Source organism: Nostoc sp. NMS4 (assembly GCF_017115095.1).
In the GTDB taxonomy this organism is placed as follows: domain Bacteria; phylum Cyanobacteriota; class Cyanobacteriia; order Cyanobacteriales; family Nostocaceae; genus Nostoc.
This window is the reverse complement of record NZ_JABXKI010000273.1, coordinates 14,473-37,778: the sequence shown is the minus strand read 5'-3', so window position 1 is coordinate 37,778 and position 23,306 is coordinate 14,473. Positions and strand designations below refer to the sequence as shown.

At 42.2% G+C, this 23,306-nt stretch carries 17 protein-coding genes; 9 read left to right on the top strand and 8 right to left on the bottom strand.

The genetic code is table 11. The features are described from left to right. Nucleotides 1-20 precede the first annotated feature (20 nt). Nucleotides 21-1,040 (bottom strand): long-chain acyl-[acyl-carrier-protein] reductase, encoded by a 1,020-nt coding sequence (locus HWQ37_RS25490; protein ID WP_292752561.1) that lies wholly within the window; start codon nt 1,038-1,040, stop codon nt 21-23. A 136-nt stretch (nt 1,041-1,176) separates the two neighbouring features. Beyond that, on the bottom strand, nt 1,177-1,875 hold the full coding sequence (locus tag HWQ37_RS25485; RefSeq protein ID WP_292752558.1) for an aldehyde oxygenase (deformylating): 699 nt from the start codon (nt 1,873-1,875) through the stop codon (nt 1,177-1,179). A 181-nt stretch (nt 1,876-2,056) separates the two neighbouring features. Between HWQ37_RS25485 and HWQ37_RS25480 the strand changes: the two genes are divergently transcribed. The 7 genes from HWQ37_RS25480 to HWQ37_RS25450 all read left to right on the top strand — a co-directional run bounded on the left by HWQ37_RS25480 (nt 2,057) and on the right by HWQ37_RS25450 (nt 10,226). Further along, a complete protein-coding gene (locus tag HWQ37_RS25480; protein WP_292752556.1) occupies nt 2,057-2,884 on the top strand; it encodes a carbohydrate ABC transporter permease in 828 nt (275 codons plus the stop codon). Between the two features lie 100 nt (nt 2,885-2,984). Continuing rightward, complete coding sequence (locus HWQ37_RS25475; RefSeq protein WP_292752553.1) at nt 2,985-3,311, top strand: hypothetical protein; 327 nt, start codon at nt 2,985-2,987, stop codon at nt 3,309-3,311. 168 nt (nt 3,312-3,479) lie between these two features. Continuing rightward, a complete protein-coding gene (locus tag HWQ37_RS25470) occupies nt 3,480-5,942 on the top strand; it encodes a two-partner secretion domain-containing protein (RefSeq protein ID WP_292752550.1) in 2,463 nt (820 codons plus the stop codon). Nucleotides 5,943-6,548: 606 nt separating this feature from the next. After that, on the top strand, nt 6,549-6,869 hold the full coding sequence (locus HWQ37_RS25465) for a hypothetical protein (protein ID WP_292752547.1): 321 nt from the start codon (nt 6,549-6,551) through the stop codon (nt 6,867-6,869). A 358-nt stretch (nt 6,870-7,227) separates the two neighbouring features. Continuing rightward, nucleotides 7,228-9,582, top strand: a complete 2,355-nt coding sequence (locus HWQ37_RS25460) for a two-partner secretion domain-containing protein (RefSeq protein ID WP_292752544.1) — start codon at nt 7,228-7,230, stop codon at nt 9,580-9,582. A gap of 298 nt (nt 9,583-9,880) precedes the next feature. Then, nucleotides 9,881-10,018: a BrnT family toxin gene (locus HWQ37_RS34740; RefSeq protein WP_363318186.1), complete on the top strand. Its 138-nt coding sequence runs from the start codon at nt 9,881-9,883 to the stop codon at nt 10,016-10,018. Continuing rightward, nucleotides 9,996-10,226 carry a hypothetical protein gene (locus HWQ37_RS25450; RefSeq protein ID WP_292752541.1) on the top strand — a complete coding sequence of 77 codons (231 nt, stop codon included), beginning with the start codon at nt 9,996-9,998 and terminating at the stop codon, nt 10,224-10,226. The genes HWQ37_RS34740 and HWQ37_RS25450 overlap by 23 nt, the downstream gene beginning before the upstream one ends. Nucleotides 10,227-10,271: 45 nt before the next feature. Here HWQ37_RS25450 and HWQ37_RS25445 read toward each other — a convergent pair whose 3' ends face one another. Then, nucleotides 10,272-11,303, bottom strand: coding sequence for a hypothetical protein (locus HWQ37_RS25445; RefSeq protein ID WP_292752538.1), 1,032 nt, complete (start codon nt 11,301-11,303; stop codon nt 10,272-10,274). A gap of 163 nt (nt 11,304-11,466) precedes the next feature. Here HWQ37_RS25445 and moaA point away from each other — a divergent pair, with 163 nt between their 5' ends. Next, on the top strand, nt 11,467-12,453 hold the full coding sequence (gene moaA / locus HWQ37_RS25440; protein ID WP_292752536.1) for a GTP 3',8-cyclase MoaA: 987 nt from the start codon (nt 11,467-11,469) through the stop codon (nt 12,451-12,453). Between the two features lie 59 nt (nt 12,454-12,512). Here moaA and rpsD read toward each other — a convergent pair whose 3' ends face one another. Next, a complete protein-coding gene (gene rpsD / locus HWQ37_RS25435) occupies nt 12,513-13,121 on the bottom strand; it encodes a 30S ribosomal protein S4 (RefSeq protein WP_094349733.1) in 609 nt (202 codons plus the stop codon). A 468-nt stretch (nt 13,122-13,589) separates the two neighbouring features. Between rpsD and HWQ37_RS25430 the strand changes: the two genes are divergently transcribed. Further along, nucleotides 13,590-14,240: a hypothetical protein gene (locus tag HWQ37_RS25430; RefSeq protein ID WP_292752533.1), complete on the top strand. Its 651-nt coding sequence runs from the start codon at nt 13,590-13,592 to the stop codon at nt 14,238-14,240. 663 nt (nt 14,241-14,903) lie between these two features. Here HWQ37_RS25430 and hetR read toward each other — a convergent pair. The 4 genes from hetR to HWQ37_RS25410 form a co-directional block, all read right to left on the bottom strand. Further along, entirely contained in the window at nt 14,904-15,803 is a 900-nt protein-coding gene (hetR, locus tag HWQ37_RS25425; RefSeq protein WP_292752530.1) for a heterocyst differentiation master regulator HetR, read from the bottom strand. 1,755 nt (nt 15,804-17,558) lie between these two features. Further along, complete coding sequence (locus HWQ37_RS25420) at nt 17,559-19,979, bottom strand: EamA family transporter (RefSeq protein ID WP_292752528.1); 2,421 nt, start codon at nt 19,977-19,979, stop codon at nt 17,559-17,561. Between the two features lie 815 nt (nt 19,980-20,794). Further along, nucleotides 20,795-22,063, bottom strand: coding sequence for an inorganic phosphate transporter (locus HWQ37_RS25415; protein ID WP_292752525.1), 1,269 nt, complete (start codon nt 22,061-22,063; stop codon nt 20,795-20,797). A gap of 185 nt (nt 22,064-22,248) precedes the next feature. Next, nucleotides 22,249-23,295, bottom strand: coding sequence for a zinc-dependent dehydrogenase (locus HWQ37_RS25410; RefSeq protein ID WP_292752585.1), 1,047 nt, complete (start codon nt 23,293-23,295; stop codon nt 22,249-22,251). Nucleotides 23,296-23,306: the final 11 nt, after the last annotated feature.

Sequence of the window (23,306 nt, the reverse complement as noted above, 5' to 3'; positions counted from 1 at the left end):
AAATGACTAATGGCCAATGACTAAACCAGCAGAGGTCTAAATCCATGTTTCACTGATACCTTACCAATCTGCTCCATTTTGTCTACGGTAATCTGATTCCGTCCCCACGAAAAGTTCGTGTATAACTTCTCAAATTCCAGCAGCATTGATTCGGCAAAACAAGCAAACAACTGGCGGGCTGGTACGTCCATATTGACGATTTTCATAATTTTCCAGTCAATATCCAGGGAATGCTCTACAATCCCACCATTTAACACATATACACCAGGATGTTGAACTTTTGTTGCTAAGTTTTTAGGATAGCCACCATCAATCAACAAACAGGGTTGTTTCAAAGTGGTCGGGTCAATTTCCACGCCTCTGGGCATACTAGCAACCCAAACTACAATATCAGCTTGGGGCAGTGCTTCTGTCAAACCCATAATTTTCCCTCGCCCCAGTTCGTCTTGGAGTTCTTTGAGGCGTTCTTGATCGCGGGCGATTAACAAAAGTTCTTGGACATCTGTTTTCGCATCTAGCCAGCGAGTAACTGCACTACCAATATCCCCAGTTGCCCCACATATAGCAACAGTGGCTTTTGAAAGATCGATTCCCAGTTGTTTTGAGGCTTCTTCCACCTGCTTACAAATAATGTAGGCAGTATGTGTATTTCCTGTGGTGAACCGTTCAAACTCTAGTTTAATGTTGCGGACTTGGCTAAACTGGTCTAACTTAAAGTTTTCAAAAATAATCGAGGAAAATCCGCCTAAAGCTGTAATGTTAATGCCATGCTTTTGTGCATGGGCCATAGCGTTGAGGATTTTGCGCGTTGCGGCTTTGATGCGCCTACTAGCCAGCATCTCCGGCAAAAAGCAAGATTCTACATACCGTCCTTCAATTTTTTGCCCAGTTATACTGGTGACAATAATGGTATCGACAATTTGTGGTGGGGCGCTGCACCAAAAGTCTAGCCCTTGATCGGCATATTCTGGGTATCCCAATTCTTGAGCTACCGCTTGAGCGTGTTCTAAACTAGTCAGATGTCCAATTAGACCAAACATGTAGTGATTATTAGGCTTATGCTGTCTTGAGGTCGTGGAATATGAGGTGGTTCAGCAGTCCTGAGTCCTAAGTCCTGAGTTCTGAAGTTCTGAATTTGAACTACTCAGCACTCAGCACTCGTTACTCAGCACTCTTCTAAGCGGCTATGAGTCCGTAGGCTGACAAGCGCATGATATCACGAGTCGTGAAACCTATGTTACTTAATGCTTCACCGTATTGAATCATAAAATCTTCTACTAAAGCATCTTTTTCCATTGCCATTGTGTGGGCATCACCCTCTACTTTGTTGAGCATTTTCCAGACTATGGGTAGGTTCTGGCGATTTGCAAGTTCAAATTCTGCTTTGGATTCTGTGAAATGTTCTTTCAACCAAACTTCGCCAAAGTTGAGGTGGCTGTATTCTTCTTTTACTACTCCCTCGGTGATTTTGCGGGCAAAAGCATCGGCAACGGGGATGTAAATGTTATATGCTGCGATCGCAAAACATTCGATAATCAAAGACTGAATCAATAGACAAGTGACCACCTTACCTTCGGCGGCGGCTGTTTGGAAATTTTGGTGTAGTCCAGAGAAAAATTCCTTGGCAAATGGCAAATCTGGGGTGACTTCCAAATTGCGCCCACAAGCTTCAAATCCTTTCTTGTGTCGGCTTTCCATCTTGGAGAGGCGAATCAATTCATCATGAGATTCTGGCAGCAGTTCGGCTAATGTGATGTAATTTTCATGGGCTTCTTGTTCCCCTTCAATCACGATCGCATTAATTCGGCTATAAGCATCTTTGTATGTTTCGCTCTTGAAATCTAGTTCTTTAAATTGGTCTGTAAGCTGCTGCATGGTTATCTTTACCCCTGTAAACCTGAATTATTTGACACCAGGATTGAATTTACCCTATGAACTGAGGGTAACAATCACTGTGGTTTAATTTAACTTAACAAGTAGACTTTGTTTATAGATTAACTGTTGCCGAAGGCGATGCTGTAGTTCTAGCAAAATAAATGCTTTGCAGTTTTAAGTTATGTCCCAATCACACTGGAATCTAAAATCTGGCGATTTTTTCAGCCTAGTAATCTTACTGCTAGGGGCATTTATCGTTTTACTACCGTTGTTTGTGGTCTTTCTCACCTCCTTTGCACCGACGGCCACCAGCCCAGAAAATTTGTCCAAAAATAACTGGTCTTTAGCAAATTACCGCGTTGCGTGGCAACAGGGAAAATTTTTGCTGGCGTTTGCTAATTCTACCTTGGTAGCGATCGCTGTGACGGCGTTTCAGATTGTCACTTCTGCTTTAGCTGGTTACGCCCTAGCACGATTGAAGTTTCGGGGACGACAAGCACTGCTATTAGTCGTTTTAGCAACTTTAGTGATTCCCTTTCAGTTATTGGTGATTCCGATCTTTTTGGTATTGAAGTGGGGACACCTGATAAATACATACTGGGCGCTGATTTTACCCACTGCGGTTAGCGGCTTTGGGATTTTCTTATTACGTCAGTATTTCCAGACAATTCCGGTGGAGTTAGAGGAAGCCGCAGCTATCGATGGGGCGAACCGACTACAAATTTTGTGGCGGGTGATGTTACCTTTAGCGCGTCCGGCGTTGGTGACGTTGTTTTTGTTCACCTTCATCGGTGAGTGGAATGATTTATTTAAGCCTCTGGTATTTACGACACGACCAGAATTAAGAACGGTGCAACTAGCCTTAGCTGAGTTTCAAGAGCAATTTACGAATAATTGGCCTTTGATGATGGCAGCAGTGACAATAGCGACAGTTCCAGTAATGATATTATTTCTCATCGGCCAGCGTCAATTTCTTCAGGGTATTGCCGCGACGGGGATTAAGAATTAGCAAAGAAACGAAAACATGAACTTTTATGACACTGAGCGTAATCATTGCTAACTAAATTGAAGCAATAATTATACACATCCTCTCAGGAACGAAAACAATCATGAGTTCTCAACAAGTCATAGACCCTCAAATATTACAGCAGTTACAAGAAGAGATTCAGCAGAAAATGGATCAAAGCCTAGAAAATGCTGACTTACATTCAGTGCTGGAAAAGTATGGCTTATTAGAATATAGAGTCTTGAGAATTCATTGGCAGTGCAATCTCGACCCCAATCAACTCCAATCTAATGATGCAGTTGATGAACAGCAACCCAATGCATTATTGGCAGAAACTTCAACAGCTTCAATACCAGAAATTGTATTAGTGAAAAAAGCATTGTGTATCCCTTGCCCATCAACTGGCAGTCCTTTAGGCTGTAACTGCTAAATAATTTAATCTTCGGGCTGTAAAGAGTTTATTCTAGTGAATGTCAAAATACTAAACATCGCTTTTATGTAATAGTTAGACTACAGAGATAACATCAGTGTACTAACATAACTAATTAGCAAAAAACAGTATTTTAATAAACTCTTATTTTTTGAGCGCCAGTTTTTAATGTCTCAAAATCGAAGCAGCTGCCACGGGAAGTTAGGAATAGTGAGTACTTTAGTAATTGCTAAAGTACTCACTTTTGCTGAGAGTTTTGCCTTAGCTCAAGTTCAAAAAGATGCCACACTTGGATCTGAAAGTTCAATCATTACACCAAAGCTAATCGATGGTCAGCTTATAGACCAGATAGACGGTGGGGCAGTTCGTGGTACAAACTTGTTCCACAGCTTTGAAGAGTTTTCTGTCTCTGCGGGAAGGACAGCCTACTTTAACAATGCAATAAATATTCAGAACATCATCAGTCGGGTAACAGGCAATTCTGTTTCTAATATAGATGGCATTCTCAAAGCTAACGGCACAGCCAACGTCTTTCTGATTAATCCTAACGGCATTGTTTTTGGGTCTAATGCTTCTTTAAATATCGGCGGTTCATTTGTGGCTAGTACGGCGAGTAGTTTGAACTTTGCTGATGGTACAAACTTTAGTGCGACATCTCCTCAAAATACACCTCTGCTGACATTAAGTGTTCCCATAGGCTTACAATTTGGAACAACTGCGGCTCCCATTCGCAATCAATCCCAAGCAAGTCCCGATAATGCAATTAATATCCTTGGAGAAGGTGCCGGTCTACAGGTGCAGCAAGACAAAACCTTAGCTCTTATAGGCGGTGATATAACCCTAGAGGGCGGAAATTTAACAGCAAGTGGGGGAAGAATTGAGTTAGGAAGTGTTGCTGGCAATAGTTTAGTCAGTCTCAGTTCAACGAATCAAAGTTGGGCATTCGGATATGAAGGTGTTCAAAATTTCCAGAACATCGAACTAAGACAGCAAGCTGGGATTCCATCTATTGTAGATACCAGTGGCAAAGGTGGTGGTAATATCCACCTACAAGGTAAGCGCGTGCTGGTAACTGACAGTTCAGATATATTGGCTATTACCTTGGGAACGCAACCAGGAGGAAATTTGACAGTGAACGCTTCCGAGTCTGTAGAACTTGGACTAAATGCGTTGTTGTCTACTGGAACTTTCAACACTGGAAACTCTGGAGATATAAATATCACTACCAGAAAGTTGATTGTCAAAGATGGAGCGCAAGTCTTAATGTTCAATGTCGGTTCGGGATTGGCGGGGAAATTGACTATAAACGCCTCAGATTCCGTAGAACTAATCGCAGGTATCCCGATTTCTCCCTTACCAGATGGTAGTGATTTAATATCCAGTGGATTATTTAGTGCAACTTATGGCGCTCAAAATGCTGGCAGCATAATAATTAACACTGCAAAGTTACGTATCGGGGGAGGGGCAAGAATATCAACAAGTTCTGAGGGCAGACTTGAGCGTTCTTCTAACCAATTTACACCAGCTACAGGAAATGGAGGAGACTTGACGGTAAACGCCTCTGAGTCTGTAGAACTAATAGGTACTTCAGCAAATGGTTCTAGGCTCAGTAGCTTGTTTGCTGGGACTCAAGGGATTGGCAATGGCGGCAACTTGACCGTAACTACAGGGCAATTGCTGATCAAAGATGGGGCGGCAATAACTGTAAGCAGTGAAGCTCGAAAGAATGTCAACTATCAAGGGGGTGTACCCAATTTAGGTCTAGCAGGAGAACTCAATATAACCGCTCGTTCCATCCTGCTGGATAAGGGAAAACTCACATCTAATAGTGAGTCAGGTAAGGGCGGTGACATTGCGGTACAGGTGCGGGACTTATTACTGATGCGTCGCAACAGTCAAATCTCTACTAATGCTGGAGATGATAAAACTGGTGGTAATCTCACCATCAATGCACCTAATGGCTTTCTCGTCGCCACTCCTTTGGGAAATAGCGATATTACCGCCAACGCCAACTTTGGTTCTGGTGGTAAAATTGCGATCGCCGCTAAGAACATCTTTGGGTTTGTGCCACGCACCCGTGCAGAGGTAGAGAAGCTCGATCCAAAAGACATAAACCCGAATAACCTACCAACAAGTGACATCACTGCATTTTCTCAGCAAAACCCTTCATTAAGTGGCACTGTACAAATCAACTCACCAGATGCTGACCCCAGTAAAGGATTAGTGGAATTGCCTGTAAATCTGGTTGATGCTTCGCAGCAAATTGCTGCTGGTTGTAATTCTGGTGGAGAAATAGGAAGGAGTTCATTTGTTGCGACTGGGCGTGGAGGAATACAAGCCGATCCTACGGAGCTATTGATAGCTGATGATGCGGTGCTGGCAGGTTGGATCGCGCTCCCTTCTGAGAGTCTGAATCGTGCTGAAGGTATTCAGAAAAGAGTGGTTGTTCAAGTGCAGAGAAACACAGGAGAAAAATCACAGAACGTTAATTCTGTCAATGAGCCTACTCAAATTGTCGAAGCCCAAAGCTGGGTAATGGATGCTAATGGGAACGTAGTTCTGGTTGCTCAAGTACCCACGGCAACGCCCCATAACTCCTCACTTGTCGCTACATCTTGCGCTGGTAATTAAAATTTGGGATTCTCATAACTTTTTTTGGTGTGTTGGCGTAGTCGTCGCAGACATCGCCTTTTTGCAATGACTTCATCGCCCTTTCCACTAAGCTGTTGCGTATTTAATTTGTATATTCGATGCGGGCAAGATGCCCGCACTACAATAATTTTACGTTTTCGTTTTATACAATTTAGCTGCACATCAGCTTAAATCAGTGCATTGGCGTAACCCACCATAGACATCGCTGCTTTGTAATCAACTTGATCGCCTTAATAAAGCCTGTGGACTTATCCAAACCGTAAGCAGAGTCTGAGACTTGAGGAGGTAACAATTACTCAATCCTCTTGAGTCATCAATAGTCAGTAGCCAGATTCATGAATCCTTTAAAGAAATCCAACAGAAATATATGAAGTTTTGTTACACCGTGCGTAATTATTACTAGCTAAGTTGAAGTCATAATTATCAGAGTTCACAAGAGCTTTAAAAACCTAATGCTTTTGTGCGACTCTAGACTCTGTATACTTGATTCCTTCGTTACCAAGCTGCACTAATCGAACTCACGGTAATTTAGTACATCACAAGATAATTTTACACATTTACCAATTTTCAAGGAGATCAAAATTCATGGAATCTCAAACTTCACAGCAAACAGTCATTGATTCTCAAAAATTACAGCAATTACAAGACGAGATTCAGCAGGAAATGCATGAGATTCTGAAGAATACTAACTTCGGTAAGATACTCAAGAATTACGGTATATCAAGACAAGAAGTTCTTCAATTTCAGTACACACTTGATCTAACTAAACTCCAATCTATTAGTGCTGGTGAAGATGAACAAGTTGCAAAATTTTCACTAGTAATTCCAGGTAAAGATATTAGGCTATCGGGTTGCACTTGTTGGTCAAATGATATAAACGATTTTGTTAATTGCCCGTGCCATTAATCAATCCTTAACAGTATTGTCCATTTAATACCAAGATAAGCAGACGTAAATTAATCCGTAGTCTTCTCAATAATTAAGTTGACAATATTGCTAAATATGAGCAAAATTATCAGCATTTAGGTTAAAAATACTGTTTTTCTCGAATTGGAGTAAAGATTTTTCTAAAGGCACAACCTAGTTGTGCCTTTAAGTTATATTATCTAGAATAATAAATATTACCATATCTACTAAATAGCAAATACCAAATACCAAAAACTATATCGATGATTTTAATATTGTAGTTTATTAAAATAGATGTGTAACGCAACTATAATTCATTTGGCAAATTGTAGTTTTTTAAAGGAGTTTATTATTAATTATGAGTATTTTGTCTGGCTGGTTTAAAGGGTTAGGAATTGTAATAGGTGGGGCAATAGCTTTTTCTGGAACTTCTACTATTGCTCAAATTTCACCAGATGGCACTCTACCTAATAATTCTCAAGTTACAACACAGGGTAATCTTACAATTATTGAGGGTGGAACCCGATTAGAAAGCAACTTGTTCCACAGTTTTAAAGAGTTTTCTGTACTCAATGGGGCTATAGCTGAGTTTAAAAATACTGAGGGTATTCAGAACATTATTAGCCGGGTAACGGGTAAGTCCATTTCTAATATTGATGGCATACTTAAAGCTAAGAGTCCAGCAAACCTGTTTTTAATTAATCCCAACGGTATTATTTTTAGTAGTCGTGCTTCTTTAGATATCGGTGGTTCATTTATTGCAAGTACAGCTAGTAGTTTAAACTTTGCCGATGGTACAAAGTTTAGCGCCACAGAACCCCTAACTACACCCTTGCTGACAGTAAGTGTTCCCATTGGTTTACAATTTGCAGCAACTGCGGCTCCTATCAGCAATCAATCGCAAGCAAAGAATCCAGATGGCATCACAACTAATATCTTCAGGCAAGCAGTTGGTTTACAAGTGAATCGGGGTAAAACCTTAGCATTAGTTGGCGGTGATATCACCCTAGAGGGCGGAAATTTAACAGCAGCATCGGGACGAATTGATCTAGGAAGTGTTGCTAGTAATAGTCTAGTTAGCCTGAAACCAACAGATCAAGGCTGGAGTTTGGGATATGAAGGTGTCCAAAATTTCCAAAATATTCAAATAATCCAGCGAATTGCTGATGGTAAAGAGTTTCCATCTCAGATAGATGCTAGTGGTGAGGGTGGTGGTAATATCCAGGTACAGGGCAACTTCATTAACATAACTGGTCAGGGTGTGCGCTTAATAAATCAAACTACAGGTAGCACAAATGGCAAAGACTTAACAATTACTGCTAGGAAATTAATTGTTCAGGATGGTGCAAGAGTAGCTACTTCTACTAGAGGCAAGGGTGCAGCAGGAAATTTGACAGTGAATGCCTCCGACTCCGTGGAGCTAATTGGTAGTACCCTGCCAAATACTATTACTGGATTTATTGGTATAAGCGTAGGTGAAGGAAAGGCGGGTGACATTACAATCAACACTGGGAGATTGCGTATTAAAGATGGGGCAAGAGTAACAGCAGAGTCTAGTGGAGTAGTCAATAACTCCCAGGTGATTCCATCTGAAGGAAGAGGAGGGAACATAACTGTTAACGCCTTGAAGTCAGTCGAGATAGCCGGAAGCTCAGTAGAAGATGACTCTAGTGGTTTGTTTGCTTCGACTCTAAATTACGGAAATGCAGGAACAATCAATATCACCACAGGACAATTGATTGTCCGAGATGGTGGTCAAATAAGTGTGAGCGTTAAAGTTGCAGATAATGCAGTCTACTTAGGAGATGCAAGTAACCCAGGGACACCAGGCGCACTAAACGTAACTGCTCGTTCTATCTTGCTAGACGAAGGAACACTCACGTCTAATAGTGAGTCAAATCGGGGTGGTGATATTGGGTTACAGGTGGGAGACTTATTATTGATGCGCGGCAATAGTCAAATATCCACTAATGCCGGGGGTGATAAAACTGGCGGTAATATCACCATCAATGCACCTAATGGCTTCCTAGTCGCCACTCCCTTCGGAAACAACGGAAACAATGATATCACCGCCAACGGCTTCTCTGGCTCTGGTGGTAAAATCACAATCACCGCTAAAAACATCTTTGGTTTTGTGCCACGCACCCGTACAGACCTAGAGAGGCTGTTAAACACTAAAGATCCAGATAAACTAAAACCAAGTGAACTTGCAACAAGTGACATCACGGCATTTTCTCAGCAAAACCCTTCATTAAATGGCACTGTACAAATCAACTCACCAGATGCTGACCCCAGTAAAGGATTAGTGGAACTACCCGTAAATTTGGTTGATGCTTCGCGGCAAATTGCTGCTAGTTGTAATTCTGGTGGAAAAATAGGAAGGAGTTCATTTATTCAGACTGGGCGTGGAGGACTAGTCGCCGATCCCACAGAGCCATTGATAGCTGATGATGCAGTGCTGGCAGATTGGATCACGCTCCCTCCTGAGAGTCAGAATCGTGCTGGCGGTATTCAGAAAAGAGATGTTGTTCAGGCACAGCGAAACACAGAAGAAAAATCACAGAAAGTTAATTCTGTCAATGAACCTACTCAAATTGTCGAAGCCCAAAGCTGGGTAATGGATGCCAATGGGAACATAGTTCTGGTTGCTCAAGTACCCACGGCAACGCCCCATAATTCCTCGCTCACCGCTACATCTTGCGCTGCTCATTAAAATTTGAGATATGGCGATATTTCGTAACTTCGCGGCCAAACGCGATGCCTACGGCTGGCTACGCCTACGCAATTGCTGCTCTTGTTGCGATCGCTCTGCTTCCCACAAATTAGGATTTCATTGCAAGTAGAGTAGTCTCATATCAGGGCATGAATTTAGAATTTGAGTGGGATAACCAAAAAGCTAGTTTGAATCTCAACAAGCACAGTATCAGCTTTGAAGCGGCTAAGACTGTCTTTAACGACTCTCTAGCTTACTATTCCATGATGAATGGCACTCTGTTGGTGAACGTCGAGAAATCATCATCGGACATGACCAAGACAATCGCCTATTATTGGTCTGTTTTACAGCAAGAGCAAACTTTATCCGTATCATTAGCGCACGTCTAGCAACCAAGAAAGAACGAAGAGATTATGAAGAATTCACAGGCTTCTGAATTCTGCAACAATGCAGACGATGACTTGCTTCCAGAGTATAACTTTGACTATCGCAAAGCCTTGCCTAACCGTTTTGCCAGTCAGCAAGAAAAAGCTCCTTTAACAGTTACCCTCGATGCTGATGTTGCTGAAATATTCAAAACATCAGAAGCTGTTAACAACGCTCTCCGTGCCTTACTCTCAGCAATTCCAAAGACTGAAAGATAAATTGCGTAGGCGTAGTTCGCTGTAGACATCGCTATTGCCTATTCTCTAATTCGTCTCCTGAATTTGCAAACGAATAGTGTGTTCAGTCGCACCACTCAGTTGCAATTCCATAATTTCACCACCCAGAGGTTCCAAACAAGTAAGGAGCGATCGCAAGTTGGGTGTACTTGCGCCAGTATCTACATATAATCGATCTGCTAAATTACCGATGCGTTTCCAAGTCATGTACAATTTAGCGATCGTTTGTTCAATTTGCGATGCTTGATTTACCAAATCAGCAGCAATGCTCAAACAGCCGACTCTTTGGGCTTCTTCTAAGGCTGTTTCAATATCAACATTTTCCTGGGTTAAGGCCTGGACTTGAGCCGCACCTTTGAGATATTTCGCCAAGTTACGCGCTTCAGTTGTTACCTGTTTCAGGGTATCCACATCAGGATTGGCAGCAATTTCCTTTTGGATAAACTTTTGATGCGATTCTGGCAGTTTTTCCATTTCCTTCACCAGAGGGGCAATGTAGCGCGGGGGAAGGGTGTTATCTGCTGCTTTTTCTTTGACGGATTCAGGTAATAAATCTGAGGACATGGCCGTCCATTCATCGCTGAGTTGACGGACTTCGCGCCTAGTGATGCGATCGCCTTTTTGGGCGGCTTCACTCACCATCTGTTGCACTTCGGGGACTGCTTTGGAGGTTTCGACAAATGCCCGTTTGCTGAAGTTGTTCACAGATCCGGGGTCAAGTTTACCATCTTCAATCAGAGTATCGGCACTATTGGCCAGTTGAATCCAGGAGTATGCTTGACTTTTGCTGATTTCCCGCTCTTTTAGCCATCGCAAAAAGCCAGTACCGCGTCCGTCACCACCGACTTTCTCTCTGTCGCGGATCGCCCGTAAAATTCGCCCCCGCCAGATTTCGGTTTGCAAATCAAAGCGATCGCATACCTGCCAAGCTATTTCTAGCTGCTGTTGAAAATCTGACTCTAGAATCTGTTCATCTTCTGGATCGGGCAGTTCAAAGCTGATATCGGCTGGCTGTAGTAAAGCAGCAGCAAGGTCGTTGATGGAGTCGGTGTCTTGCACGATTGATGACTAACGAGTGGATGCGATCGGCTTATTATGCCATAATCTGTAGATTCTAACCTAAGTAGGTGGTGCGGTATCTTGAGTTACAACAAATATAGTAGGAAGGGGTAAACCACTTTTGTCAAGTCTTTAATTAATCAGAGAGAATAAAAGTAAAACGATGAACCAGGTAGACTACCTCCGCATTAGCTTAATCGATCGCTGCAATTTTCGTTGTCAGTACTGTATGCCAGAGGGAGTAGAACTGGACTATATTCTCAAGCAACAGTTGTTAAGTGATGAAGAACTACTGACTTTAATTAAAGAGGTATTTATTCCAGTCGGCTTTACCCGATTTCGTTTGACTGGGGGTGAACCCTTATTACGTCCGCGTGTGGTGGATTTGGTAGGTGCGATCGCAACTCTCCCCCAAACTCAAGATATCTCAATGACTACCAACGGTTTTTTGCTGGCTCCGATGGCACAAAATCTTTATAATGCTGGTTTGCGACGAATTAATATTAGTCTGGACTCTCTTGATCCTGACATTTTTGATCAAATTATTGGTAATCAGGGACGCTCTCGTTGGCAACAAGTTTGGCAGGGGATTCAAACAGCCCATCAGGTCGGATTCGACCCCCTGAAGCTGAATGTAGTGGTGATTCCTGGCGTTAATGACCACGAAGTTCTCGATTTAGCCGCCCTGACAATTGATAAACAGTGGCACGTTCGATTTATTGAATTTATGCCCATTGGTAATGTGCATTTGTTTGGCGATCGCGGTTGGGTATCTTCAGCCGATTTACGAGAACGTATTTGCGATCGCTGGGGCTTGACAGAATCACAAGTTCGTGGTGCTGGCCCTGCCGATGTCTTTCAAATACCTGGTGCGAAGGGGACACTAGGATTTATTAGTCAGATGTCAGAATGTTTTTGCGATCGGTGTAACCGGATGCGCCTGGGTGCCGATGGCTGGCTGCGTCCCTGTTTATTAAATGAAACTGGTCAAATAGATTTAAAAACTGCCCTACGTTCTGGTGTCAGCACCGCTCAATTACAAGAGCAAGTCAGACATTTACTTGGAATCAAGCCAGAAATTAACTTTAAAGGGCGCGATTCGGGCGTTACGGGTACATATACTCGTACCATGTCGCAAATTGGCGGTTAGTAGTTGGTCATTTGTCCTTTGCAAATAACTAGGGACAAATGACTAAAGACAAATGACGATTAAGCTTGTCGTGAGTAGTATTCCACCACAAGTAGTTCATTAACTTGTAATGCCACCCATTCGCGCTCAATAACGCTGTTGACTTTACCAACCAGCTTATTTTTGTCAAACTCCAAATGGCTGGGAAGGTTAGCCAAGCCGGGATATTGCAAGTTAGCTTCTACCAACTTCCGGGATTGCGCCCGATCTCTGACGGCAATTACTTCACCAGGACGGCATTGGTAGCTGGCAATATTCACCACACGACCGTTAACAGTTACGTGACCGTGATTTACCAGTTGACGAGCTGCTGGGATAGTTGGGGCTATACCCAAGCGGAAAACGGTATTATCCAAGCGCATTTCTAGCAATTGCAGTAGCACTTGTCCGGTAGAACCAGTAACACGTCTGGCTTTCCGCACATAACGCAGCAATTGTTTTTCGGTCAAACCGTAGTTGAAGCGGAGCTTTTGCTTTTCTTCTAGACGGATAGCATACTCAGAGCGCTTCTTACGGTTCTGACCATGCATACCAGGTGGATAAGCGCGTCTAGCACTTTTACGAGTTAATCCTGGTAGGTCGCCTAAGCGACGGACAATTCTGAGGCGTGGCCCTCTGTATCGGGACATGAGTTTCCTTAATCTAATCCTGTTTAAACTTTACCCAAACATTCTATTTTGACATTCCCATGATTTTTAATCAGGGGATTCTTGGTTTTGTGAGGCTGCTTGCCTTGGTATGACGTATCCTACCAATGTAGAGGCATCAACTTTTGCGCTAGTTGCTTTAACTCGGTAAAACCGACACAATAGCTTCCAAGCCTGAATTCCGACGTGTCCCGCCGTACTCCTGCCAATAAGTTTTTTGTGTTTATTTAGTTTTGTAGGCTACTCAATCATCAGATTGGTTTACGCAGTATTCTTACTCTGAAATACTTTTTACGTTGCCTACTTATCTTTCAAACAGTTATATTAACACAACTTTCGACATAATTAATTATATCTATACTTTACTACCGCCGAAATTCTTAGATTACAGAGGATTTTTAAGATATTTGAGTTAGCATAACTTTGGGTGTTTGGAGAATGGCAATGTCAATGAGCAATAAAGCGGTTAATAGAGGTAAGAACAAACAAGCCAGTTCCACCTCCAGAAATTTAACAATACCAGTTTTGGCTATAGCTGGATGCTTGGCAACGATCTTACCAAACACAGCGATCGCTGCTTCCTACAGCAATGATTATAGTGTCTGTGCAGGTCGTCTCCTAAAAGCGGGTGTAACGGCAGAAGCGGCTTCACTTGGTTGTGCAGCTGCACTGCGTCCAAAGGATTTGGCTGCTTGCGTGGTGAAAATTGAAAAGCAAACCCAAATTTCCGCGACAGATGCGCTTTCTTCTTGTGGGAAGGCTCGGCGACCTGAAGAGTTAGCAACCTGTGTAGTTGGTGTCAGCTTAAGTACTAAGGAAGAAGCTAATCCGGCAGTTTTAGATGGCTGTGGACGTAGTTTGTTACCCGTGCGCTTTGGCCAGTGTGTGGTTGGCTTGCGTAGTCAAATTGACTTTCCCGCCATTCAAGCGCTAGATACTTGTATCAGTGCTGATGATAGTGTTGTTGGTGCTTCATCTTCGTCTACAACACCAACTATAATTCCTGCGGGATCGAGTCCAAGTAACGAGACTCTTCCATTTCCAACACAACCGACTGTTCCAACGCAACCTGTTGTTCCAACACAACCCGGCACGAATTAATTACAGTCTTTTGTAATTGACTGAGAAAACAGCTTAATTAGTAGGGTGGAGATTATAATGTCCACCCTATTATGATTTAGACACTTATTAATTTTTATCAAACAGAATTCAGGAGTCAGGAGTCAGGAGTCAGGAGTCAGGAGTCAGGAGTCAGAATGAATTCTGACCGAAAAAGCGGATAGCGCCGGCGGCAAGCAAGTCCGCGTACTCTGCAATAGTTGCAAGCTACGCTTTTAGCGTCTGTCTTCGACACGCTGCGCGAACGTAGAGAGCGTCTTGATTCTGAATTCTGAATTCTGAATTCTGGATTCTTCTTAAATTTTTTATATAAAATCTGCCATAATTGCCTTCTGCTTACAAATTATGCCAACTAACTAAATACTTACAACACAAAAGTCACCAGCAATTTTGTTACTTTTGTACTACTAAGTAGGTGGACATAATTAAATATAAAATAAATTTTTAGTTTGTAGTAAGCGATTTATCGCTCAGAGCAAGGATTATCAGGACTAAAGTCCTTACTACAAACTTTAATTTATTTATGCCTAGATACTTAGTACAGTCTTACAGTGTAGATAGACCAACTATCCCCCGACTATTAAGCAAGGGACAAAATCATTGAAAAGCTGACTTTATAGGCTTTTTAAATTTTACGTAGCGCTACTAGTCTTCTCTTTCACCAAAAGCCGTCTGTAAAACCACTGCAATACCACCGTCTTGGTGATATTTGTCTGCCCAAGCACGGATAATTTCATCCAATTCATCCTTAGCCTGTTGCATTTTTTCTGGCAGTATATCAAGTTCTTCCAGCAAGCGCATGGCGTTTCCTCGCCGTTCTGCCCAATTTTTCATCATGCGGAAATACCGAGCGGTATCTTCTACTAGGATGTTAGTGCGTTCTTGATCGTCTGCTGGGGTGTAAGAAAGACGGGTAAGAGCGTAGAAGGGCATTCCCCAAGGAGAATCAATACGTGTTACCGTTCCTGAGTAAAGCAGACGGCGCTTGATATGCTCGCCCAATGCTTCACTCAAAGGCATTTGGTGTTCGATTGGTAAGTCTTCTTGCGATCGCTTGTGTAAAGACTCAATCAAATCCAGAAACTCAAAGGAGCTAACTAACTGGGCATCAGGCAGATTACTGGGCAGTTTCTGCTCAATTTGTCTTTTTTCTTCACTTGTCAGACTACTACCTGGAACGCGCGATCGCCCCGGTTGCCAAGGATATCTTTCGAGCCAGATATAAGGCAATTGAATTAGATAGCGGGGTTCATCAGAACCCAGCATTTTTAACAGTTTGCCTTCTGTTAGTGCCTGTCTGACTTCTTCTACAATAATTTTTACTCGTTTCGGCTCCAAGTGATGCAAATGCCCTGTCATTCGCAGGTTTTGTCCCTGCTCTAGATAGGTCATGTAAATTGCACACTTTGCTGCTGTTGCGGCTGCGTCTAAAAATGCCCCATGCCTGTGCCCACTCGTCCGCATGGCACTAAAAGCCAGATAAAGCATGATCTGATCCATCGCACTGGGGCCAAGACGTTTGATCAGATCTATGTCGTTACTCATATTACAGACAATTGAATAGCACGTTTACACAATTTTTAATCGAATGAAAATAGGTAGTATACACCTGGCTGAAAGCTGTCTTTACTTCAAACTATATTAGTATGCGATAACGATGATATCGGTGGTAGCACAAACTACCATTTTCGCATATTTCCTGGTACAAAAGCAGAGTCGTTAGTTGTAACTATAACTGTATCTGCATCTAACCGGAAAATTAGAGACACCACCAAATCCAGCTTAATGGCGGTTTATCTCCCAACTGTCAGTTATGTTGCAATTAACCTACAAAGCTTTCCAGTTTTCTGGTTTTTTTCATCTTTCAAGAGCAACAACGTCAAGCTACTTACACCTAATTATGGCACTATGCCGACTCGGAGTAAAAACTAGTTTGCGCGTTTCATCTGAGATATCTGTTACTAGAAAAAGATGCTTTTTTTCGGCTTTGGTGAATTGTTTGTAGTACACAAGTGACTAGAAATAATTGGGAATAGTCTCAAAACAAATTGCTTACCAGGTGTAGCCACATTTAGAGGTTGAGCTATAAGACTCGTTGTGAACTATCATCCCGTTCACAACCTCCAGTGATGTCTCGGCAGTATCAGCCGTTGGCTTGAGGGAAGATAGAAGACATCAAGTAGAGCAAATAATTCCAATTTCAAAATACCTGTTGTTTTTCAAATATTGTTCCTTATCATATCACTATTTTTTGGTTTTGAAATAAATTTATCTATTTTAGAGTTGATAAATTCTGGCTATTTAAATATTTTCTATCTACTGAAATCAAGGTTTGATGATATTTTGATTTTGACGACTAAATCTAAGTTTAATTTATCTTTTTGTATTGATAATTTGACACAGAAAGCCGCGATTAATTTCGGCTGAATCGCGTACCCATAAGGCTTTATTGCTTGTGCTAATAACCGAAACATTAGTTACTAGCCATAGATATAATAAAACATATTGGATTCCTTGTGATGACTATCTAGAGGTTTTTTTTCAATAAATTCATATTTTTTTCATGAAAGAATTTTAAAATTTCATGATTTCGCTAATTTGCTGGCTACTTTTAAGTATGTTTTTACTAGCTATTTTATATATTTGAGATACTTGAATTACGTAGAGAGTTTGTTGCTATAAAAGGAGGATAACCCGCAGCAAGGTATGATATATAGCAGATTTCAAGGAAAGTGAGGTACACAAGCTAAGTTTTTTACCCAGGTAGAAAGCGTGTTTTACTTCTGAATTTTGCTGTCAGCTTCTTTTTTTGGGTGTCTGGGCGATTGCAGACTAAGTAGACTAGTAGAAAACGACCGAAATAAAGATACCATCTGACGAAATCCAATAAATAAGTGGGCGTGAATAATTAAAGATTTGTAGCGCCAAGGGCAATAGCAAGTCCGCGAACGTCTAGGGTTTCCCCGTGAGCGACTAATAAATCGCAAGGATAAGGGCTAAAGCTCCCACTACATACTCAATTGCTGGAGTCAGTGCTACTCATACTGCTTACATATACGTGTTTTCCCTACCTGTATCAGGCTAAATCCCTAAAAATATATTACAAGTCGATGATCTATTAAGTATTATCTGCACCTATACAGCACTATAAAAACTTAAATCCCCGACTTCCTTTGAAAAGTCGGGGATGTTGTTTGTCACAGATGATTTAGAGAAGTTACAAAGGGGTGTATTAGTGTCAAGATTGATGATGGGAGGTAAAGTAGCTCCCATCACCCTTAAGCTGATTGAACTCGCCATTTAATTCGTGGGACTAGAGGGTTTAACCTGATTTCGCATTGTTTCAAAGCTGAAAGCAGCAGCGCCAAAGGTTACAAATAACACTCCTAGAATTTGCACGATATCCAAATTTTCTTGAATAATTAACCCAGCGAAAATCACGGTTAAAACTGGGATGCTACCACCGATGAGCGCCGATCGCGAAGCTCCTAGTTTACTAATACCAACATTGTTAAGCAAATAGCCAGCAAGAGTTAGCACACCCAAAATAAACGCGCTTAAAACCAATTCCAGCATTTTCGAGGGGTCAACTATTACCAAGTTCCAACTGCTTGGCAAAGGTAGCATCAAGCAGATAAAGCTCAACAACAACATGGTAGTGAAGTTAATTAAAGTAAAAGTTACAGGATGCAGTTTGCTAGCACAGACTCGCGTCAGAATTATATAGGCAGCAAAAGCCACACCGGAAAGAATGGCGGTGCTGGTTCCCATTGAAGTATTACCGATACCGATGCTGGGAGAACCCCATAAAACTAACAATTCACCGCAGCAAATTGCGGCGATCGCAGCGATGCGGAATAGAGTGGGGCGATCGCGAAACAAAAACCACGATAATAAACCACTAACCATCGGATAGATAAAGAACAGTGCGATCGCCATTCCAGTTGGGACTTGAGCGATCGCAATGTAGATTAGTACCTGAGATAAAAACAAAAAGCACCCACTCACAATTGACAACACTAAAATCTGCTTGGTAGCTGCATTGCTAGGTGTGGCATTTCCTCGGACTGAAGCGGACAAGTTTTCCAAGTCTTGCCACAGTCTTGGATGCAACATCGGCGACAAAAGTACCATCAGTGGTACTACCACCATAAACCGCAGCGTCAAAATTAACAGAGTATTGCCCAAAGTCGGCGGTAGCAATTGCTCTACCTCTAGCACTCCAAAAATCTGGGAACCTTCGTGAAAAATCACCTTGATGGCTACATTGTAAAGTGACGATATCACTGCTGATGAGACAATCAACAAGAAACCGATTTGGAGTGTCGATAAGCCAGAGGAATTAGGCGATCGCGATTGTGGAGGTTTTGCTTGTGCTTCTGGTTCTAGCGCAGTGGTTGATGAGGATTCAGCTTTGCTTTGCGATACGTTCTTGCGGCGGACAGAAATTGGTTCATTAGGATTCTTTAGAGAAGGCCGGATTATTCTTGGCTGTAGCAAAGATGCGATCGGCGGTTCTGATTTCGTTTCGTTTTCCGGCGATTCCTGATTGAGGACAGAAATTGGTTCGGTGGGATTATCTTTTGGTGGTGGAACTACAGCCGTAGTAGATTCTGATGCAGTTTCCCTTGGCGATAAATCCTTGCTGGGTACAGAAATTGGATTCGTGGCGCTTTCTTTAATAACCGGCGGCTCTGATGCAGTTTCCCTTGGCGATAAATCCTTGCTGGGAACAGAAATTGGATTCGCGGCGCTTTCTTTAATAACCGGCGGCTCTGATATCGTTTCCCTTGGCGACAAATCCTTGCTGGGAACAGAAATTGGATTCGCGGCGCTTTCTTTTATAATCGGCGGTTCTGATGTCGTTTCCCTTGGCGATAAATCCTTGCTGGGAACAGAAATTGGATTCGCGGCGCTTTCTTTTATAATCGGCGGCTCCGATGTCGTTTCCCTTGGCGAAAATTTATTAGGGATCGGGGAAATTGGCTCAAGGGAATTTCTTACTACTTCCTCAAACTGTGGTAGGGATGTTTCAAAAGAACTATTACTATTTTTTTCGGGTTCCGTAAACTGCAAAACAGTAGGTATACCTGCTGTTGCTGGTTTGCGTGAAGCTTCTTCTATAGTTTTTTCTAGTTCTCCATGTAGGCGATTAACAAACTCCGTCAAAATCGTTTCCCCTTGCTGCTGCTGGCTATACATCCGTGACAGCTGTTGGGAAAGATTACTTTGATAGTTTTTTAGTTCTTGTTGTAGCGAATTAAAAGTAACAGTAACGGTGTCATCCAGACTGTCAAACATGTGTTCGACTTTTTCATTGATTTCACCGACTACATTGCTGCTCACTTCAGCAGACTTCAGTGCAGTTTGTTCATAAGATTTGCCCTCCCTGCTTTGATTCGCTAAAGTTGCCAGAGAGGATTGCAGTTGTGAAGATATATGCTTTGCCAGAACTTCTGCCAGTTGCCGAATTAACACTTGCTGCTCAGTGATTTGGCGCACTTGTTGTAAATGCTCTTTTTCTTCTACCAAGCTTTGAATTTCATCAGATAACCGATTTTTTTCTGACTGAAGCCGCTTTACGTCTTCTTGCAAAGCTCTGAGGACATTTTGCTGAAGATTTTCTAAGTCTTCAACTACAGCCCAAAGAGCATTTTCTGCTGCTCTAGATAGCTCCCCTCTGACTCTTGGGTTTTCTGGTTGCTTCTCGAATCGCCCCATTAGCTTCTAACCTCTAACACTTTGACGATAAAGCTGCTTCCGGTACACTTTATTGACGGTCATCCTAATTTCCTGTATTTTGCCAGATAAATTAAAAATTTTAACAGCACTTCCGCATTTCAACGTAATTCTGTCATACTAGACACAGGTTAGCAAAGCATCAAGTTTGCCTCACAGCTTACTAAACCGAGTTTTTTCACCATTGATAGGTTTTTGACCATGAAATTTGGGAGCGATGGCTACGTCTGCAAGTCCCTTGAACTGAGACTTTTTTGTTTTTGGTCAGTTTAATTTTTATAAATTATTTGCCAAGGAGATTTTTACTTTTAAAGAAATCTCACTACAAATGAATATTTATTGTTTTGCTGACAATAATAATTATCAAAGACTTGCAGATGCCTGTGCTTAGGCGCAAAGCGACTTTTCGTTGGACATGACCACAAAATTGTCTGACTTGCGAAACTCGCTGTAAATTTGTGTGGAATGTAACTTGTGTGACAGTTTATCTCTCTAAATGGAGATTAAAGTGTCTTTCTGTGGAAATTCAAAGTTACGCTATCCCCCTGCACAACATTCTAATAAATGAGCAGCAATTCTGCAAAAGCACGCTTTTTTGGCGTTTTTGCAGTCTGGGTTTTGCTTTGAGGGAACTTCAAGAAATAAATTATCCAATATTGTGGGGTGGGCATCTTGCCCGCCATATAAGCTAGGCGGGCAAGATGCCCACCCCACAAGAATTAATTGGATATTTTTTTATTTGGAAGTCCTTGAGTAAATTCCAGTAGAGGAAAAAGTTTGAAAAATATTAATAATTCTTAGAAGAATAAAATCCGGGCGATGCTGAAGATGGCAGCGCTAAGGGCAGCACTCACAGGGATTGTAATTAGCCATGCGGCGGCAATGCCTTTTAGTGTTTGAAACTTAATCGAGTTGAGATTTTGCACTAGTCCAATACCAACGACACCACCGACAAGGGCGTGAGAGGTGGAGACTGGTAAACCGAGTCGGGAAGCGATGAGGATAGTTGTAGCAGTAGCTAGTTCGGCACAAAATCCACTACTAGGTTGCAAAGCAATGATGTTTTCGCCAATGGTAGCGATGACTTTTTTACCCCAGACAGCTAAACCACCAACAATACCAGCACCACCAAGGATTAAAATCCAAAGGGGGATAGTTATACTATCGGTAGGTACGCTACCAGTGCGATTGATATAAACGATCGCAGCTAAAGGAGCGATCGCATTTCCCACATCATTTGAACCATGAGCAAAGGCGACAAAGCAAGCACTTAGCAGCTGAAACCGGGCGAATAATTTTTCTACGGGATTGGGGATTGGGGATTGGGAAGTAAGAAACACTTCTTCTGCTGCTAACTGTCGCCAACTAATGATTGTGAGTCCAACTGCTGCTACTGCACCAATTAATAGTGGGATGTCGTAAGCAGGGATTTTGAAACCAACTTGCTCGATTACATAATTGGTTAGCGGTTCTGTCAGGGATGGTAAGACAATCACGCCGAATATTCCCAGTAGCGCAGTACTCAACCAGGGAATCCATTCTTGTAACTGGACTATTTGATTGGGTTGATCTAAAATCCAGTGCTTGATTTGACTGTAAAATAAAGCTGCGATCGCACCACTAATTAATGGCGTTAAAATCCAGCCAATGGTGATTGAGCCAATTGATGACCAATCAATTGCATTTACTCCCAAAGCTACCCAACTAAATCCAGCGATCGCACCCACAACCGCATGAGAAGATGAAACTGGTAAACCCCGTGATGTGGCAATTTGCAACCACACACCGCACGATATTAGTACCGTTACCATTCCAACAACGAATATTTGGGGTGTAGCTGCGAATAAGGCGGGATTAGCAATTTTGGTGGCGAGGGTTTCCGTTACCTCATGTCCAAACAACACAGCACCCGTAAACTCTAATACCCCAGCAATAATTAATGCTTGTTTGAGAGTAACAGCTTTGGAACCTACAGAGGTTCCCATCGCATTAGCGACATCGTTTGCACCAAGATTCCAAGCGACGTAGAAGGCTAGTAGAGCAACGAAAAGTAGGGTGTAGGACATGTAGAAGATAAGGGAGATAAGAGAGTAACTAAACAATTATTATTCGTTATCCCCCTCATATCCCAATACGTTTCGGATAAAGTTTTTTGATGAAAATCATAAAGACGCAATAAATCACCATCTTTGTAGAGACGGCGATTTATCGCGTCTCTTGCCTTAACAAACCGTATTGCCTCTTTTGTCTTTTACGGATAAATTAAGATTTTATAAGTATCCGGTGTAGGTGCGATCGCTTGTTGAACAGCTGCTGATAAATCTTTTAATGGATAGCGATCGCTAATCAATGCTTGTACATCAATTTTTTGATTAAATACAATATCGGCTGATAGACTCTGAAGCCGATAAGATGAGCTATAACTGCCGATCAAGTCAATTTCCCGACGGTAGAGGATATTCGGGTTGATGGGAATTTCCACTTCATCAGGGAATTCGGCGAAAAACAAGATTTTCCCACCTTTGCGGGTACTATCAAGTGCTTGAAAAAAAGCTTTCTCACTGGGGACAGCCAGCAAGGTAACATCAACACCTAGTCCACTAGTTAAGGCATGAATTTTGGCGGTTAAATCGGGATCGCGCGCATCAAAAGCCGCCTCCGCACCGACACTCAAGGCTTTATCAATTCTAGAGGGTAGTAAATCAGTAGCGATCGCTTTTCCTCCAAAATACTTCACCAACATGATAAACATTAACCCAATTGGCCCAGCACCAGTAACTAACACAGTTTGTCCGGGAGCAATTTGAGCTTTTTTCACCGCCTTCAAACAGCAGTTAGTTGGTTCGACAAAACTCGCTTCTTCAAAACTGATATTATCTGGGATGGGAATTAGCCCACCATTTTCCACGATATGTCCTGGTACTTTGACATAATCGGCAAAACCGCCGCCACTAGCATTAAAACCTGCGGTAGTAGAAATATTTTTGTAAACATTGCACATGGAAAAATTATCATTTAGGCAGTAGGCGCAACGCATACAGGGGATATGGTGCATCACTGCTACCCGTTGTCCAACTTGCCAACCTGTGACATTATTGCCTATTGCTGCGATCGCGCCAGCAGTTTCATGTCCAAAAATGCGCGGCGGTTCATACAGTGGATAACGAATTTTTTTAATATCGGACTGACACAACCCCACAACCCGTACCTGTACCAGCACTTCATCTGATTCCAAGGTTGGAACCGGGATATCTTCGTAAGAAAGTTGATTAACGCCTCTAAATACCTGTGCTTTCACGTTGGTTTTTC